This window comes from Streptomyces kanamyceticus (genome assembly GCF_008704495.1).
GTDB classification, from domain to species: Bacteria; Actinomycetota; Actinomycetes; order Streptomycetales; family Streptomycetaceae; genus Streptomyces; species Streptomyces kanamyceticus.
In genome coordinates this window covers 5,840,556-5,857,346 of record NZ_CP023699.1, presented here as the reverse complement: position 1 = coordinate 5,857,346, position 16,791 = coordinate 5,840,556, and the positions used below count along the sequence as shown (strand labels likewise).

Genomic DNA, 16,791 nt, shown 5'->3' with positions numbered 1-16,791 from the left:
GGGCTTGGTGCGTTCCTCTTGACGGTAGGCCGGTCGGAGCGGGCCGCCGGGCCGATAAGGACCCCTCTGCGGGGGCCCAACGGCCCATGGGGTCGGGGCTTTTGGCGGCGTTCGACCGGCGGGCGCGGGCGTAGCGTCGTCGGTGACGGGCTGCTCCCCGACCATGAGCGCAGCCCGACGCGATGCGGTTTCGGGGCGGGAGTGCGGCGACACCACTTTCCCGCTCCGGGCCCGCTCGCCACGATCCCCCGTCGTCGAGTTCCGGGTGGGCCGAGCTGTGCGACCTTTCGTCCTCGCCGTGCACGGCAGTTCCTTGCCGACGGCCGCGGCCACGCTGGAGCGGCTGTGCGACGCCGTCGAGAGCCTCGGTGGGATCCGTCCTGTCGTGGGGCATCTCGACCACCAGGCGCCGTCCCTCGCCGAGGCGCTGTCGGAAGGAGCCGTCGTCGTCCCCCTCCTCCTCGGGGACGGCTACCACCGCACCGTCGACATCCCCGCCGTCGTCGCGGAACACGGAACCGGCTGCCTGCTCGCGCGGGGCCTCAGCGGGGAGCCCGCCATCGCCGTCGCCCTGCGGGACCGGCTGCGCGAGGCCGAGGAGCGGGCGGGGGTGCGGGCCGACGCGGTCGTGCTCGCCGCCGCGGGGTCGGCGCGGCCGGGTGGCAATGACGGGGCGCTCGTCGCCGCGCGGCAGTTGCGGCTGCTGCTGCCCGGGGTGCCGGTGCGGACGGCGTACTGTTCCGCCGCTGAGCCCTCCGTCGCCGAGGCGGTGGCGGGGTTGCGGGGCGCTGGGCACCGGCGGGTGGTTGTGGCTGCGCATCTGCTTGCGCCTGGGCGTTTTACGCTTGCGCTTGGCTTGGCGGGGGCCGATGCGGTGGGCTCGCCTCTGGCGGATCATTCGGGGGTGGCGGGTCTGGTGCTACGCCGCTACGAGGCTGCGGCGCTGCGCCTCGGGGTGTCCCTGTCACCCGAGACGACTCTGCTCTCCGAGGCCGCCTGACCCCGGCCCTCCGCACCGTGGCTTGTGCCCGCCCGCGCCGGGGCCTGTGCCCCCGTTCCCGCCCCTCGGCGCCGGGGGCTGTGCCCACCCGTTCCGCCCTGCGGAACAATTGCCCACAGCGGGAGCGGCAACGGCACGACCCACGGCGCGCGGTCGCCACAGCGCGAGCGCCAGCGGCCCGGCCCACGGGCCCGCACCAGCCCACAGCCGCGAGCGTGCCCCGCCCCCCAGACTTCGCCCGTGGCGCAGCCCCGTTCCGCGTGGCGGTTCTGCTGTTGTGGACTTATGACGTCCGCTTCTGCACGCCCCGAACCGCCCGACTTCGCCAAGCCGCTCCGTCCCCTGCTGGCCCGCGGCCGTGACGAGGAGCATCGCGCCGCGACGCCGCTGGAGCTCTTCTTCGACCTCTGCTTCGTCGTGGCGGTCGCCCAGGCCGGTGCCGAGCTCGTGCACGCCGTCGCCGAGGGGCACGCGGGCGAGGGCGTCCTCAACTACGCGATGGTCTTCTTCGCGCTGTTCTGGGCCTGGGTCAACTTCTCCTGGTTCTCCTCCGCGTACGACAACGACGACGCGCTGTACCGCGTGGTCACGCTCGTGCAGATCGCGGGCGTCCTGGTCTTCGCCGCCGGGGTCTCCCGGGCCTTCGAGGAGCACGACTTCCTCCTCGTCTGGCTCGGCTACCTGATCATGCGCATCGCGCTCTCCTCGCAGTGGCTGCGCGTCGCACGAGCGGCGAGCGGCGCCGAGCGGGCCACGGCGATCCGGTACGCCGTCGGGGTGCTGATCTGCCAGATCGGCTGGACGGGACTGCTGTTCCTGCCCGAGGCCGGAAGGTCTTGGCTGTTCCTGGGGATGGCGGTCGCCGAGATGTGCGTGCCGGTGATCGCCGAGCGGACGTACACCACGGCCTGGCACCCGCACCACATCTCCGAGCGGTACGGCCTGTTCACGATCATCGTGCTCGGCGAGACGATCGCGGCGGCGACCGTGGCCGTGAAGGAGGGCATCGAGGAGCACGACGCCCTCGACGAGCTGCTCCCCATCGCCGCGGGCGGTCTCCTCATCGTCTTCGCCGCGTGGTGGATCTACTTCGTGGTGCCGATCCACGGACGGCTGAACAGCAACCGGCAGGCGTTCCTGTGGGGTTACGGGCACTACGTGATCCTCGGCTCGGCCGCGGCGATCGGCGCGGGGATCGAGGTCGCGATCGAGCAGGCCGTGGGCAAGGCGCACCTCTCGACGCTGGCGGCGTCCGCCGCGGTGACCGTGCCGACGGCGCTCTACCTGATCACTGTCTGGGCGCTGCACTCCCGCTACTTCAAGGTGGGGCTCGCTCAGCAACTGGTGTTGCCGGTCAGCGCGTTGGCGGTGCTCGTGAGTACGTTCGCGGGGCGCTGGGCGGTGCTCGTGGCGGGCCTCGTGGTGACGGCGACGGTCGCCACAGGGGTGACCCTCACCACCCGAACGAGCCGACGCGTCTAGCCCACGCCCCGTGATACGCATCGAGGCATGACTGACACAGCTCGTACGGACAGTACGCACAGTGCGGACAGTACGGACAGTACGGACGCCGGTTCCCTGACCGATGTCGCCGGACTGCGCGTCGGGCACGCCACGCTCATCGGCGACGGACACCTCACCGGCACCACCGTCGTGCTGGCGCCGGAGGGCGGAGCGGTCGCCGCCGTCGACGTACGCGGCGGCGGCCCCGGCACCCGGGAGACGGACGCGCTCGACCCGCGGAACCTGGTGCAGCGCGTGGAGGCCGTCGTCCTGACCGGCGGCAGCGCGTACGGCCTCGACTCCGCGGCCGGGGTCATGGCGTGGCTGGCGGAGCGGGGCCGGGGCGTGCGGGTCGGGCCCGACCCCACGCACGTCGTGCCCGTCGTCCCCGCCGCGGCCGTCTTCGACCTGGGCAGGGGCGGGGAGTTCGCGGCCCGCCCCGACGCGTCGACGGGCCGCGCCGCGGTCGAGGACGCCGCGCGTACCGAGCTGTTCGCCCCCGTCAGGGAGGGCAACGTCGGCGCGGGCACCGGCGCCGTGGTCGGCAAGGTCAAGGGCGGCGTCGGCAGCGCGAGCGTCCGCCTCGCGTCGGGGATCACGGTCGCGGCGCTCGCCGTGGCGAACGCGGCGAGGTCGGGGATCGATCCGGCGACGGGGGTTCCGTACGGGGAGTACTTCGCGGGGCGGCGGGTGGACTACCCCGCCCCCGGGGCGCACGAGGAGGCCGTGCGGCGGCTCGCCGAGGCCGGGCCCAAGAACGGGGCGCCGCCGCTGAACACCACCCTCGCCGTCGTCGCCACCGACGCGGAACTCACCAAGGCCCAGGCGCAGAAGCTGGCAGGCACCTCGCACGACGGCATGGCGCGCGCCGTGCGGCCCGTCCACCTCCTCAACGACGGGGACACCGTCTTCGCCCTCGCCACCGGCGAGCACGCCCTGGCTGCCGAGAACCCCCTGGCCCTCAACGAGGTGCTCGCCGCGGGCGCGGACGTGGTGACGAGCGCGATCGTGCGGGCGCTCCTCGCCGCGGAGTCCGTCCGGACGCCGGGCGGAACCTTCCCCTCGTACCGCGACCTCTACGCCCGATAACGCCACCAAACCGCCCATACGGTCAAGCCCCGTCGCCAGACGGCGCATTGGGCATCTCCGCGCGCCCCAATGTGCCCGTACTCACACCAAGCGGAGGGAACCTCTCCGCACCACAGGCCGCTCTTTACTCGTACTGGATCAGAACGTACTGGATCAGAAAACGTACTTGGAGCAGCCCGTGACAAGGTCGGTCATAGTCAACCCCCGGCGCCGTGCCCTGCTGGCAGCCACCGCGCTCGCCGCCGTGGGCGCGCTGACCCTCACGGCCTGCGGCGGTGACGCCGATGCCAAGGACGACAAGAAGGGCGGCAGCTCCGCGGCCAAGGGCGCGGACATCACCATCTCCTCGAAGGACGGCGCCACCGACGCCTCGATCAACGCCACCGGCGTGAAGGTCAAGGGCGGCAAGCTGACCGACGTGAAGATGACGGCCGTCCCGTCCGGCACCGCGGTCGAGGGCACCATCTCGGGCGACGGTTCCAGCTGGAAGCCCAAGTCCCAGCTGGAGCGCGGCACCAAGTACAAGGTCACCGCCAACGCCAAGGACTCCGGCGGCAACGCGGCGACCGAGAACGCGACGTTCACCACGGTCTCCTCGGCCAACAGCTTCATCGGCAGCTACACACCCGACGGCGGCACCAAGGTCGGCGTCGGCATGCCGGTCTCCTTCACCTTCGACAAGGCGATCACGGAGAAGAAGGACGTCCAGTCGCACATCACGGTCAGCTCCAGCAGCGGCCAGAAGGTCGTCGGCCACTGGTTCGGCAACCAGCGCCTCGACTTCAGGCCCCAGGAGTACTGGAAGGCCGGTTCGACGGTCACCATGAAGATCGCCCTGGACGGTGTGAAGGGCGCGAACGGCGCCACCGGCGTGCAGAACAAGACGGTCACGTTCACCATCGGCCGCGCGCAGGTCTCCACGGTCGACGCCAAGACCCACCAGATGACGATCGAGCGCGACGGCAAGGTCCTCAAGACCATCCCGATCTCGGCGGGCAGCCCGTCCAACCCGACGTACAACGGCAAGATGGTGATCTCCGAGAAGTTCACGCAGACGCGGATGAACGGCTCGACGGTCGGCTTCGGCGGCGAGTACGACATCAAGGACGTCCCGCACGCGATGCGCCTGTCCACCTCGGGCACGTTCATCCACGGCAACTACTGGGGCGCGCCGTTCGGCAGCGGCAACACCAGCCACGGCTGCGTCGGCCTCCAGGACGCGCAGGGCGCGGGCGACCCGAACACCCCGGGCGCGTGGTTCTTCAACAACTCCCTGATCGGCGACATCGTGACGGTCAAGGGTTCCCCCGACAAGACGATCGCCCCGGACAACGGCCTCAACGGCTGGAACATGTCCTGGAGCGAGTGGACGGCGGGCAGCGCGGCCTGAGCCCCGCCCCGGCGGCCTGAACCCCGCCACGGCGCGCAGGGCCTCCTCCCGGCGGCCCGGCGCGCGCCCCCTTGCGCGCCCCAACTGAGCGAGCCACGTGGGAACTTCCCACGTGGCTCGCACGTTTTCCCGTTCCCGGGCATGATGTCCGACCCAGGGGCTACGGTATGCACTCACCAGGTGACATGCAGCAACGCCGGGAGAAACCTTGAGCGTTCCGTACGAAACTGCGTACGAACCACCCGAGTCGCCCGAGCCGGACTCCCCCGAGGAGCATCTCGAGCGACTCCTCGGCCGTGCGCTGAACTCCTTCGACCTGCCGGACGAGGTGATGCACCGCCTCGACTCCGCCCTCGCCCACAACAGCTCGCTGCACTCCGCGCACCACAGCGCGGGCCTGCACCGCGAGACGTTCAGACACACCTGGCTGCTCGCCGACGCCTCGGTGCTCACGCTCTGGGAGCTCGTCCACAACACCGCGCCGGGCCGCGCCCCGCAGCACGAGATCTACACGGACGAGGAAGAAGCGGGCGTCGCCACCTCACGCCTGCCGCTGCCGCCCGACACCCCCGCCTGCGACCGGCCCGTCGTGCTCCAGCTCCCGGCCGACCCGGGCCCCCGGCACGCGTACGCCCTGGACGACTCCGCGGACCACGCGCGCAGGCTCCTGCGCCGCGCGGAGAACACCGGCGACCGCCCCGGCGACGACGCCGCGCGCCTGCTGCGCTCGGCGTTCGCCCACCAGATCACCCAGGCCTTCGGCCGCCCCTGCCTGGCCGGTGAGGCCCGCCTGTGCTTCTCGCTGTACGAGCACGCGTTCCTGCTCTTCGACGGCGGCGAGGTCAGCCTCTGGGAGGTCGAGCACACACTCACCCCCGACGGACACCACCGTTGCGAGGTGTACGAGACGGAGGAGGCGGCCCGCGCCGCGATGGAGCGGACGGCCCGCGAGGCGGCCGCCCCGGACAGACCGTAGGACCGGACAGGCCGTAGGACCCTGCCGCCAGGGTCAGGCCCTGTCGCCGAACCGCTGGACCAGACCCGCGAAGGCGTCACGCTCGTCCGCCGAGAGCTGCACGGTCTCCGCGCGCGGCGGGCCCTGCTGGGCCGGAAGCACGCGGAGCGCCTGGGACTGACGCCACGCGTCCACGTCGAGCCGGTCCCTGCGCATGACCCGCACCAGGCCGACGGCCCAGCCGACGGTCGCCACGGCGAGCACGGTCACGCCTATCTGCTGAACGATCGAGACACCCTGGAACATGCGGCCCAGTAGACAACACGGGCCAGGACTTACGACAGGGGGGTTATGGGACTTAGGTCCCGAAGTGACGCAAGTCGCATGCTCCGGGACCAACGTGCCTCAGACGGCCGCGGGGACTCGCTCGCCCTCGGCCGACGCGGCCTCGGCGGCCTCCGGCTCCGAAGGCACCTGCTTCCGCGCGCCCTTGAGCAGGACGACCACGACCGTCGAGACGCACACGCCCGCGGCGATGGCGACCAGGTAGAGCAGCGGCTGGCCGATGAGCGGGACCACGAAGACACCGCCGTGCGGGGCGCGCAGCGTGCAGCCGAACGCCATCGACAAGGCACCCGTGACCGCGCCGCCCGCCATCGAGGCGGGGATCACGCGCAGCGGGTCGGCCGCGGCGAACGGGATCGCGCCCTCCGTGATGAAGGAGGCGCCGAGGAACCAGGCGGCCTTGCCGTTCTCGCGCTCGGTCTTCGTGAAGAGCCGCCCGCGTACGGTCGTGGCCAGGGCCATGGCGAGCGGCGGGACCATGCCCGCCGCCATCGCCGCGGCCATGACCTTGAGGCTGCCGTCCGTCGGGTGCGCCAGGCCGCCGACCGCGAAGGCGTACGCGACCTTGTTCAGCGGGCCACCTAGATACCTTGAAAGCACATCAAGGCATCAAGGAGACCACCGATGTCAACAACTCGCCCACTGACCAGCCAGAACGCAACTACCCTCCCCCTCAACGACGTTGAGGAGGAGGCCCCGCGCGTGCTCCAGTTAGGTGCTTATCTTCGGATCTCCGATGACGACCGAGACCCCGAGACGGGTGAGCTCAGCCGAGAGGGAGTCACCAACCAACTCAAGGAATGCCACGCTCTCGCGGCCGACCTGAGGGGAGAAATCGTCAGGGTCTACGACGACAACGACACGTCGGCGTCCGACCCCTTCATCGTGCGCAAGGACTTTGAACAGCTCCTCAAGGACTTGCAAGCAGGCATTATCGACGGCTTCGTCTTCAAGCACTCTGACCGCGTAGCGCGGCAGGCATTCGACGCGGCCCGCGTATGTCAGATATTCGAGCGTAACGACAAGCTTGTTGGTCGCGCCGTCACGGGCGGCACCGACCTCAGCACCGATAATGGCCGCGCAATGTTCGTCATGCAAGCCGTCATGGGTGGAGTTGAGGCATCCTCGATCCGACGCCGCAAGGCAGACGCCAACCGCCACAAGGCCGTTGACGGAAAGGATCACACCGGCCGTCGAGCTTGGGGATGGGACGAGAATGGGAGATTGGTCCAGCCGTACGCCGAGCTGCGGAAGAAGGCAATCCTCGACATCGGTGATGGCGCTACAGTTTCGCAGATTCAGGCAGACTGGGCAGAAGCCGGGATTCTTGGAAAGAACGGAAAGCCGGTCCTCTATAAGACCGTCATCCTGCGAATCACCCACCCGCGCAATTGCGGGTACAAGGCATACATGCCTACGCGCGAACGCCGGGGCAACCCTCCCCCATGGGGGCCCGACATCATCATGTACGACACAAAAGGGAAACCCGTCATCGGGGAATGGGAGCGTCTCGTCACCCCTGAACAATATTGGCGAGCTATTCGAGTTCTAGAGAAGCGAAAAGATGCCGCCAAGCAGAAGGGGCAAACCGGAGGCAGTAGGCCCGGGCACAGAACACACCTCCTATCTGGCCTCCTTCGGTGCGGAAAATGCAGCACTCGCCTTACCGCCTCTGCACGCACAATCAAGGGCGAAAAAGTCCCGTTCTATCGGTGCCCCATAACCAACAACGGATGTGGAGGAATTACACGTTCGGCAGCAAAACTTGAAGAGTACGTAGAAGAGCTTTACTTAGAGGCATTCGCCAAGAAGATCGCACGACAGGCAAAGCGAACCGGCGCCACGGAGACAAGGAAAATCACTGCCGCCGAATCTCGCCTTTCGGAAATCTCCAAGGAGATCGAAGAAGTGATGGCACGAAGGAAGCCTGAGGCAAAGCGGCGAATCTCCACAACCCAAGCCCTGGATCTTATTTCTGAACTTGAAGAGGAGCGGGGAAAGCTACGGCATCAGGTCCGCGAGCTATCCGCAAAGATCGAGGAGCACAGGAAGACCAGCCCAGCCCTCCTGAAGGAGTGGGTGGATTACACGACGGACAAGAAGCGCCACGAGATGGGGAAACTCATCAAAGCCGTCATCGTGGAGAAAGCTCCCCGCGGAAGGCATTTCGACCCCAACTCCGTCGATATCGGATGGGTAGAGGAAGACTGAAATCCGGGGAGCCCTCAATCATCGAAGGGCTCCCACGTTTCTCTACAGTTCTAGGCCCCAGCCCCGCAGGAGCCTCCTACGGAACTCATCACTGTAGTCAGGCATCTTCGCCAACTGCTTTGCTTTCCAAGCTTCCTTGGCCAGGCTCTCTCTACCCCAACGATTCAACCGAGCTCGACATTTATGGCATTCATCCATAACCGCCACCCCCAGCTTCTCCGACTTCGGCGTAGAGCTCCCGAGACTGCGCGAGGTCTTCCGCGATGCCTGCCGCTAGTTCGGCTTCCGCCAGGGAGTGCCCCGAGCCGACGTAGCGCCAGGTCGATTCCGTGACCGTCGGGTTCTCCGGGTCGGGCGGTCTGTCCGTGCTGCGGTAGTGGGTCCGTGCGTTCCGGAGTGCTCCGTAGGTCGTGGAGTAACAGCGGGACTTGGTCAGGACGTGGCCCCGGAAGCCGAGGGTGTGAGTCCAGGAGCGCAGGTTCAGACCCGCCAGTTCGGGCAGGCCGCCCAGGCGCCAGCAGGTGCCCATGAGGGCGCGTAGATGGGCGTTGACCGGAGCCAGCCGGATGCTGTCGACGTCCGTGATCCGATGGTCGATCCCGCCCGCGTCGCCGACAGACTTGGATACGTACTTGGCGACGTAGGCCGCAACAGCGTCATCGGTCACCGCGGATTCCGTGAAGGCCCTGCTGCGGATCGCGTGCACGTCGAGCTGAACGCCCCAGCGAATGACCCGCTCACCCGTCGCCGGAGAGTAGGGCGTACGGACCTCTACAGAAGCCGCAGCGGACCGCACGGCGGCTTCCAGGAGTTCCGTCGTGGCCCACAAGGGTGGGGGCGATGCAGGACCGAGTGGACCGTCCAGACGGACGACGGCATGGAAGTGCACTGCCCCGCGCTTTTGGTACTCGGCGACCTTGGCGAAGGAGAGCGTCAGGTGCTCGCGAAGCCGGGTCTGTGTGATGCCTGCGGCCGAGGCCAGGTGCCGCCGCACGGTGTGGACGTAGCGGCTCCACAAGAGGCCAGCGGACGCGTGCCACAGGACGTGGCCTGTGTAGTCGTAGCAGTCCGGGCAGAGTGGCTGGCCTAGTGCCGGGTCGGTGTCGGAGTGCTGCCTGCCGCATCCCAGCGGCCGCCCGTGTGAGCATTGCCCGCCCTCGCGCCGGGGGTGGCAGTAGGCCGAGTTGGCAGTGCCGGACCGGTGCACGCTGCCGAAGGAGGGAGCGGTCAAGGTGACGAAGAGCCGGGGGTGCAACTGGACGCGGTCAGCAACGCCCTTGCCGCCGACCAGGCCCGCGCGCACGAGGTGGAAGGTGTCGCCCGCATGCAGGCGTGCGCAGGGCTGGCAGCGGGATGCGCGGCGGTTGCGGCAGCGGACCGGCATCCGCCCGCCAGGCTCGCCGCTGGTGTCGTAGTGGCGCAGCACGGTGCCGGTGGCCGCGTCGCGCACGGTGGTGTGCCCGCTCAGGTAGATGGGGTGGGCACAGCCGCCGGTGGCTTGGATCTGGTCGAGCCAGCGCGGGAATCCCGGCTCATGTACGAGCCGGATCAGATCGCGCTCGGTGGATGAGAGAAGGCGCAGACGCTCAGCCTGATCGAGCACTGAACGCCGCGCCTTGTCCGTGGTCGGATACATGCGGAGGTCCCCTTTCGCGAGGGGTAGGCACAGCGGTCATGGCAACTCCTGATATGTCGTGGCTCAGCTATGGCAAAGATGCGCAGCAGAGAAATATTCGATGAGTGAGAGCGTCAATTCTGGATTTCACACCTCAATGGGGACTGGCCCGTCTTGAGGCCGGATCGGTCCCGTACGGGTTGGCGCACTGCGCCGGGACGTATCCGTTGATTCGCTTGCCGTCTTGCTTTCGGGTCACCTTGCAGACGCTTCCCGGGTACGCGGCCCGCATCCGCGCGACTTCCGCGACCGACCGGGTAAGGGTGTTGAGCTCCATTGCCGTCCTTTTCGTTGAGTGTCAGCCGAATAGATGGTTTCCGACGAACAGGAAGCTCCACCAGACCGGATAGCCGAAGGGCGTCATGGCCATGAGGAATCCGCAGAGCCCGATCAGGATCACCTGATAGGTCTTGATCTCCCGGGACCGGGCGAGCATGAACGCGTACAGCACTAGGAAAAGGTCGATGATGACGATCGTGCTTTCCGTCATGGCGCCGTCCCGCCTTTCCGCACGGACACGGTGGCCGACCGGTCCCGCAGGAACGGGTCCACCGGAGCGGGAGCAGTGGCGATGACCGCGACGTCGGACGCCGTGACGAGGTGCGAGCGAGCCCGGACCCATTGGCCGCCCGAGGCGTAGACCGCTACGCCTTTCTCGTCTTCGGTGATGGTCTGCGCGACGATCACCGCGTCCGGGTTGATGTCGCCCAGCGTCATCTGTGCCGACGCTTCATCGTGGGCCCGATGCGCGATCCGGCCGCCCAGTTGAGCCCGCAGCGCGGTGACCCGGGGGCCGAGATCGGAGCCGACCCGCTGTCCGGCCACCACCAGGTGCAGGCCGAGGGCCGCGCCGAGCTGGGTCAGCCGCAGCAGCAGTACCCCGCATTGCTCCGCCTCGTCCCGCTCTTCGCGGGAGCCATCGGTCAGGTACAGCTCTGCCAGCTCATCGACGATCACGACGACCGGCACCGGACGCTCGATCTCGGGCAGGTCCCAGATGGAGCGCACGCCCTCAGCCCGGCACAGTGCCATGCGTTCGCGGATCTCCTCCACCAGGTGGAGGAGCAGGACCAGGGCCTGTGTGCGGTCGGTGGCCAGCTTGGTCAACCGGCCGCCGAACAGGCCGAGTTCCATGCCGCCCTTGCAGTCGATGCCGACCAGGGCGACCCGCTGTCTGCTCAGCCCGCGCACCAGGGCCGCCAGGAGGGACGACTTGCCGCTTTGGGTGGCCCCGGTCACCAGCCAGTGCGGTACCCGCCGCAGGTTGATGATCCAGGCCGGGCCGTCCTCCAGGGTGCCCACGTCCGCCGCCAGCAGTTCCGGCGGATCAGGACGGCCCTGCGGTCGGGCCCCGGTCAACGGGTCCAGGGCGATCACGGTGATCTGGACGAACCCGCGACGCGGTGAGGCGACCCGGACGCGGTAGACGCGCCAGGCGTGTTCCATCGCGCCCGCCGCCGCGAAGTACGGCGCAGGGGTCTGCCCGGGGTGCAACAGCACAGTGACGGTCAGCCCGTTGCGGGTAGGCCGGGCGATGCGCAACCGGGGCGTCCTGGGGCGCAGCGCCTGACCTTGCACCACCACGTCACCCAGCAGGCGCCCGGTCGGGCGGTGACTGACCGAGAGGGTGTTGAGCAAAGACAACTGACGCCAAGTCAGCCGCATCCGTAGGACGACCCGGGGGTAGCCCAGCAGCCACCACCGCCAGGGCCAGTCAGCGGTGTTGACGCCCCGCGCCGCCAACTTGGGCTCCCACCAACTCTGGGTCAGCGCACCCAGGGTCAGCAGTGCCGAGAGGATCCAGACGATCAAGGAGCCGGGCATCAGTCCTCCCGCAGCGTCATGCGGGCAAGGAGCTTGCGCGAGCGGATCATGGCCTGCTCGGACTGCACCGCCGCCATCTGCAACAGGAACCGGAGGGTGGCCAGGTCGTCCACGGTGGCGAGCAGCGCTTCCGCGCCCACCAGAATGCGCAGGTCCCGCAGCAGGCGCCCGAACTCGCCGTCGGCCCCCAGGCCGCTGTCGTCCGCCTGTCCCGCCGATTCCCGCATCTCACGCGCCAGGCGTTCCGACTCCTCCGCGATCCTCACCGCGCACGGCTCCGCACAGGCGTACACCTCCCGGTCGGTAGCCGGATCACGTCCGACCGGAACGTGCCGCATCTGCTTGCCCAGGTCGACGCCGCACACCACGCAGGCCAGTCCCCGCGCCTGCGAGGGCGACAGGTGCCAGAAGTAGCGGTCCATCAGGAGTCACCACCCTTGCCCCGACCGCCCGCCGCCGAGGGCGAGGCCGAGGGCGCCGAACTCGCCGTCGGCACGGGGGTGATCGCATCTGCCCGCCACGATGTGCCCGTCCGGCCGTCGACCGCCCATTCATTGGCCCACAGACCCGTGACCCGCACCTCCGCGCCCTCGATCACGCCCTGCGGCTCGATGCCGGACACGATCACGTGGATCACGTCCGTACGGCGCCCTTCCGCCTGTCTCACCGATAAACCGGTGATCCACTGCGGGTTTCCCTCCCGGTCCCTGCGCACCTCCCCTTCCGGGGTGACCCGCGCTTCCGGTGCGATCACGCACCTCATGGACCCCAGCCGACTCACGTCAACCGGCTTGTTCTGCATGGAACTTCACCCACTTCCTTCGTTAGACCTCATCTCCACATAACCGGTTATGTGGAGACCACAAGAGTTGCTCTCTATGCCGGTGAGCGTCAACCACTTATGCTCATCTGTGGCGCAACAGCCGCTAGCACAGAGCGCCGACGAAAGCCCGTGGAACACGCGCGCATTCAGCCACTCCCTGAGGAGAGCGCATGACGAAGAAGCCCCTAGCGCGCCCGCGCCCCATGTACCTGGAGATGGCGCAGCAGCTAGCCGCAGAGATCAAGAACGGCGACTACCAGGCCGGTGACCTCCTCCCCTTTGACGGAGATCTCGCCGACACCTACGGGGTCAGCAAGCACACGGTGCGCTCCGCCATCGCCGAGTTGCGCAGCATGGGCCTGGTCTACACCCAGCAGGGCAAGGGGACCCTCGTGCGGGACCAGGGCGGCGCCGCCCCGGCAGTCACCATCGACCGGTCCGTTCAGCGCTCCGGGAAGGCGTGGCGACTGTCGGATCTGCCCGAGCACGAGCCGCCCGCCGTCACGCGCACCACCCTGGAAGGGCGCGTTGCGGCACTGCTCGGTCAGCCAGACCAGGATGCGATCAGCGTTGACCGACTCCTCAGCGACCCCGCCACGGGGGTACGGGCCGCCCACCGGATGCTCATCCCGCTCGCCACGGCCGCCGAGGTGCCCTCGCTCGCCGAGGTCCCGGACGTGCCTCCCAGCGATCTCCTCAAGCAGCTCTCCGAGGCGGGCAAGACCCTCACCTTCAAGGAGCACGTCACCGCACGGGCCCCCTACCCCGACGAGCGGATCACCCTGGGGCTGACCGATTCCAGCCCGCTCCTGATCAGCTACCGCATTACCGCCGAGACCCGGGACGGTGAGGAACACCCGCTGCTCTGCGAGGAGTTGAGGGCACCCGCCTCGTGCGAGCTGGTCTTTGCGGTGGCTGCGGCCAAGGCAGCCACCCAGCGGACCCCGCGCCGGTCCGCATCGGCGTAACTCTTCTCTACTTGCTCCAGGGCGCGCCTTCGGCGCGCCGGGCGGCTTGGCCGTCCCGGTCGGGCATGCGGCCTTCGGCCGGTCCCGACCGGACGACCACCGCCCGACCGCCGACCGGTCCCAGCAGCAGAAGGCCCCCGCGATGCATCCCGCAGGGGCCTTCGTTCTGCCCCGCCCCACCCCCAGGACCCAGGTGCCGGCCGGTGGCCAAACTCCAGGTCAGAGCGCCGATGATGACCGCACCGGGTTCGGCGTCTCCTCGGCCCCGGGGGGCCTGCGGTGCCCCGACGGGGACCGCGCGAGCGTCGGCGTCCCAAGGTCGTCGGGGGTGGACAAGACATGGGTAGCGTGGCCAGGGCCGGGACAGGGTTCAGGTGGCCACTGCCGCACCGCGGATTTCCGCGCCGCCGCTGGGGCTGACTTTCGGTGGTGCAGGCCGCAGACCAGAGACGATCATCTGCGGAGTCATTTCCGGCACTCCTGCGCATGCTGCCGGGCCGCGAACATCGCCGGACCGACACCCGTGATCTTGATGTCGCGCCGACAGCCGTCACAGTCGATGAACTCACCGCGCCGCGTGGTCTTGATCCTCACCCGCGAGCCCGCCTTGGTCCGCCACTCATCGCGCGACATTCCCGCCCTCCTCAGCGTTCGCCGTACCCCAACGAGCCGTACTTGCCCCGCCCCCGCAGGGGTGCGCGCCGTTCCTCGCATCCAGTGCCGCCGCGATCATCCGGGCATCGGCCGGACGCAGCCACACCACAGACTCACCCACGGCCGACGCGTGCGGTATCGCCCTCACCACATCACGGCCTAACCCCACCGTCTCAGCGGCTCTGTTGATCGCTAAGGCCGCTTCGTGAGCCGCCTGCCACGCCGACACGTAGTCCATGCCCCGCGTGAACGTCATCTCATCAGATATGCCATTGCAGTCATCCCCCCGCGTGCCAGTCATTTGCACCCTCCCTGGTCAGGCCCTCAGGGTCTCGCCGACCTTGCGCAGAGTGGCGCAAGTGGCCCACGTCCGCCCGGAATTGGGCGGCATGTCATCCGTACCGCGCCCCAGATGCTACGCGCGGTCACCCTGCAACGCAGTAGGTTGGAGTACTCAATTGCAAATCAAGATGCAAACGTCCGTTCTCGTGGCATATGTCGAGCGCCCGTGACGCACTCACGGCGCAGGCCCCCTCTCCGCCGCAGCAGAGAGGGGGCCCAACTCACCCAGCCACACGGCCAGAGCGGATCGCTCAGTACAGATACGCGGCGGTCACCCAGCCCTTGAACCCGCGCGGCAGCCCGCCCGCCGAGTGCCGCTTGAGGACCACGCGGTGCCATATCTGCCCGCGCTTGTCCTGTCGCGCCCCGATCAGCGTCACGCGTTCACCCTCGTATAACTGCCCCAGGATGCGCCGGGACGTGCCGGGCCCTGTGCGCACCCGCAAACCGTCCACCGTCACCGAAGCGACGTCACCGCGCTTGGCCTTGCCACCGGAGGAGTAGGCACTCCTCTCATGCCCGGACGGAGCACTGTTGCGCGACGAGCCGACACCATCCGGCCCCGGCAGCGGCGCAGCCGAGGCGACCGCCGCCCCCGTCATGCCGACACCCGCCACCAGCGCACCGGAAACGATCAGCGTCCGCAGCTTGGTTCCCATCATCTGACGACCTCTCAGGTTGAGTTGAGACGAGCCGCCGACCGACGGTCAGCGACTCATCCGGTTGAGTGGCCAGCATCGAACACTCGCAACCTATGGGTCAACCACATAACCGGTTCTGTGGTTGGGGGGGGTCTCCTTGAAAGTGCCGTTAGAGATCGGTGGCCAGCACAGAACGACCGCGTTCGACGGGGGCGAGGGCAAGAGGGGCGAGTTGGAGCCCCTCTCCTCTCACTTACGCGGTGGCCAGGGGCTTGGACCTGCACGGAGGAAGCCCCGTCAGCACGGGGGGTACTGACGGGGCGGTTGAGGGTGCCGCTAGTAGCCCGGGGCTTGAGCTACAAGAAGGTTGTCCACCCCCAGCCGGAACCGGGAACCGTCAGCAACTGCCGGGGGTGGTATCGCTTCCCCCTCGATCGCCGACGACCGAGGGGGAAGTCCATTACTCGGAGTCGAACCGAGATCCCCGAACGCCCCGGGGTGCGATTCCAATACCCCTACGTTCAGACTCTTCCACATTGAGCTACAAGGGATAGAGAGCGCCTACAGGACCCTTGGCGCTCTAAGACTGACGTCAGTTCCGACGGAACGACCGTCCTCCGGATGTCCATAGGTCTTGTGCACTGCCATGGCTAAGACAACCTCGCGGGCACTCCTCAGATCCCTACTTCGGTCGGCCGCCCGAATCTTCTTACGCAGCGTCGCGCACTGAAGACACGACTCCGGGTCAACTTTGCCCCCTCGCTGCACGATCAGACTCAGCAGTTCCGATACTGACATGGCCACTCCTCTCGCTGTCGCCTCTTGTCTCAACCTCACCGCCCAACAGGAAGGACTCGGAGTCAGTAGGTGGCTTCAGGTGAGCAATCCGCCTGCTGACCGTGGAGTTATGTACACCGAACTCTGCGGCCACCTCCCTCTGCGTCAGCCCATCCCGGTAATAGCGCGTAGCCATGGCCCGAGACTTCGCGTCATCCTTAGAGAGGGCAGGCTTACCGACCGAGCGAAATTTAGTGCCCATTCGACGAAGCTTTTTCGCTACGCCTTCGCGACTGAACCCAAACTCTCTCGCTATCTGCTGCGACGACTGCTTGTCGACCTCATATCGACGCTTCATGGCAGCAGCCTGCTTATCACTGATTTTGGGCACGTTCCCTATACCTGATTGGACCACCCCCAGCCGAAGCGGCTGCTATCCACGGTCAAGCAACGGCCAGGGGTGGAGTCTGTTTTTAAACGATCACCGAGTGCCTATCTGGTTCGTCGCGATGAGGTAGACCAAGAAGGCGATTGATCCACACCCCATCAGGACGAGAAGGCCGCTCACGATGGCGCCGTCCGGGTCGAGCCTGC

At 68.1% G+C, this 16,791-nt stretch carries 16 protein-coding genes and 1 pseudogene; 7 read left to right on the top strand and 10 right to left on the bottom strand.

The features are described 5' to 3' along the window. Positions 1-277 precede the first annotated feature (277 nt). The 5 genes from CP970_RS25210 (at position 278) to CP970_RS25190 (ending at position 5,958) form a co-directional block, all read left to right on the top strand. Entirely contained in the window at positions 278-1,000 is a 723-nt protein-coding gene (locus CP970_RS25210) for a sirohydrochlorin chelatase (protein WP_055548503.1), read from the top strand. Positions 1,001-1,285: 285 nt separating this feature from the next. Next, complete coding sequence (locus CP970_RS25205; protein WP_055545105.1) at positions 1,286-2,482, top strand: low temperature requirement protein A; 1,197 nt, start codon at positions 1,286-1,288, stop codon at positions 2,480-2,482. A 27-nt stretch (positions 2,483-2,509) separates the two neighbouring features. Further along, a complete protein-coding gene (locus tag CP970_RS25200) occupies positions 2,510-3,592 on the top strand; it encodes a P1 family peptidase (RefSeq protein WP_079043302.1) in 1,083 nt (360 codons plus the stop codon). A gap of 166 nt (positions 3,593-3,758) precedes the next feature. Next, positions 3,759-4,982, top strand: a complete 1,224-nt coding sequence (locus tag CP970_RS25195) for a L,D-transpeptidase (protein WP_107098858.1) — start codon at positions 3,759-3,761, stop codon at positions 4,980-4,982. A gap of 208 nt (positions 4,983-5,190) precedes the next feature. Continuing rightward, the gene (locus CP970_RS25190) at positions 5,191-5,958 is read left to right on the top strand and encodes a DUF6227 family protein (protein WP_055545106.1); all 768 of its coding nucleotides are present in this window, start codon (positions 5,191-5,193) and stop codon (positions 5,956-5,958) included. A gap of 33 nt (positions 5,959-5,991) precedes the next feature. Here CP970_RS25190 and CP970_RS25185 read toward each other — a convergent pair whose 3' ends face one another. Both CP970_RS25185 and CP970_RS25180 read right to left on the bottom strand, forming a co-directional pair. Beyond that, complete coding sequence (locus CP970_RS25185; protein WP_055545107.1) at positions 5,992-6,243, bottom strand: hypothetical protein; 252 nt, start codon at positions 6,241-6,243, stop codon at positions 5,992-5,994. A 99-nt stretch (positions 6,244-6,342) separates the two neighbouring features. After that, positions 6,343-6,867: pseudogene (locus tag CP970_RS25180) on the bottom strand (fructose-specific PTS transporter subunit EIIC); the annotation flags it as partial. Between the two features lie 39 nt (positions 6,868-6,906). On the opposite strand from CP970_RS25180, the gene CP970_RS25175 reads away from it, so the two are divergent. Then, a complete protein-coding gene (locus CP970_RS25175) occupies positions 6,907-8,493 on the top strand; it encodes a recombinase family protein (RefSeq protein ID WP_150493943.1) in 1,587 nt (528 codons plus the stop codon). A gap of 190 nt (positions 8,494-8,683) precedes the next feature. On the opposite strand, the gene CP970_RS25170 is transcribed toward CP970_RS25175, so the two are convergent. From CP970_RS25170 to CP970_RS25145, 5 genes are all read right to left on the bottom strand, one after another. After that, entirely contained in the window at positions 8,684-10,129 is a 1,446-nt protein-coding gene (locus CP970_RS25170) for a replication initiator (RefSeq protein ID WP_055545111.1), read from the bottom strand. 337 nt (positions 10,130-10,466) lie between these two features. Further along, positions 10,467-10,658 (bottom strand): hypothetical protein, encoded by a 192-nt coding sequence (locus tag CP970_RS25160; RefSeq protein ID WP_055545112.1) that lies wholly within the window; start codon positions 10,656-10,658, stop codon positions 10,467-10,469. After that, positions 10,655-11,992 (bottom strand): FtsK/SpoIIIE domain-containing protein, encoded by a 1,338-nt coding sequence (locus CP970_RS25155; RefSeq protein WP_055545113.1) that lies wholly within the window; start codon positions 11,990-11,992, stop codon positions 10,655-10,657. The genes CP970_RS25160 and CP970_RS25155 overlap by 4 nt, the downstream gene beginning before the upstream one ends. After that, positions 11,992-12,414 (bottom strand): hypothetical protein, encoded by a 423-nt coding sequence (locus CP970_RS25150; RefSeq protein WP_055545114.1) that lies wholly within the window; start codon positions 12,412-12,414, stop codon positions 11,992-11,994. Before CP970_RS25150 ends, CP970_RS25155 begins: the two co-directional genes overlap by 1 nt. Further along, positions 12,414-12,755: a hypothetical protein gene (locus tag CP970_RS25145; RefSeq protein WP_317987166.1), complete on the bottom strand. Its 342-nt coding sequence runs from the start codon at positions 12,753-12,755 to the stop codon at positions 12,414-12,416. The genes CP970_RS25150 and CP970_RS25145 overlap by 1 nt, the downstream gene beginning before the upstream one ends. A gap of 230 nt (positions 12,756-12,985) precedes the next feature. Between CP970_RS25145 and CP970_RS25140 the strand changes: the two genes are divergently transcribed. Beyond that, entirely contained in the window at positions 12,986-13,783 is a 798-nt protein-coding gene (locus tag CP970_RS25140; RefSeq protein WP_055545116.1) for a GntR family transcriptional regulator, read from the top strand. A 465-nt stretch (positions 13,784-14,248) separates the two neighbouring features. Here CP970_RS25140 and CP970_RS44305 read toward each other — a convergent pair whose 3' ends face one another. The 3 genes from CP970_RS44305 to CP970_RS46015 all read right to left on the bottom strand — a co-directional run bounded on the left by CP970_RS44305 (position 14,249) and on the right by CP970_RS46015 (position 16,393). Further along, complete coding sequence (locus CP970_RS44305) at positions 14,249-14,416, bottom strand: hypothetical protein (protein ID WP_157877671.1); 168 nt, start codon at positions 14,414-14,416, stop codon at positions 14,249-14,251. A 614-nt stretch (positions 14,417-15,030) separates the two neighbouring features. Next, positions 15,031-15,441, bottom strand: coding sequence for an SH3 domain-containing protein (locus CP970_RS25135; RefSeq protein ID WP_055545117.1), 411 nt, complete (start codon positions 15,439-15,441; stop codon positions 15,031-15,033). 724 nt (positions 15,442-16,165) lie between these two features. Next, positions 16,166-16,393 (bottom strand): transposase family protein, encoded by a 228-nt coding sequence (locus CP970_RS46015; RefSeq protein WP_224059298.1) that lies wholly within the window; start codon positions 16,391-16,393, stop codon positions 16,166-16,168. Between the last annotated feature and the right edge of the window lie 398 nt (positions 16,394-16,791).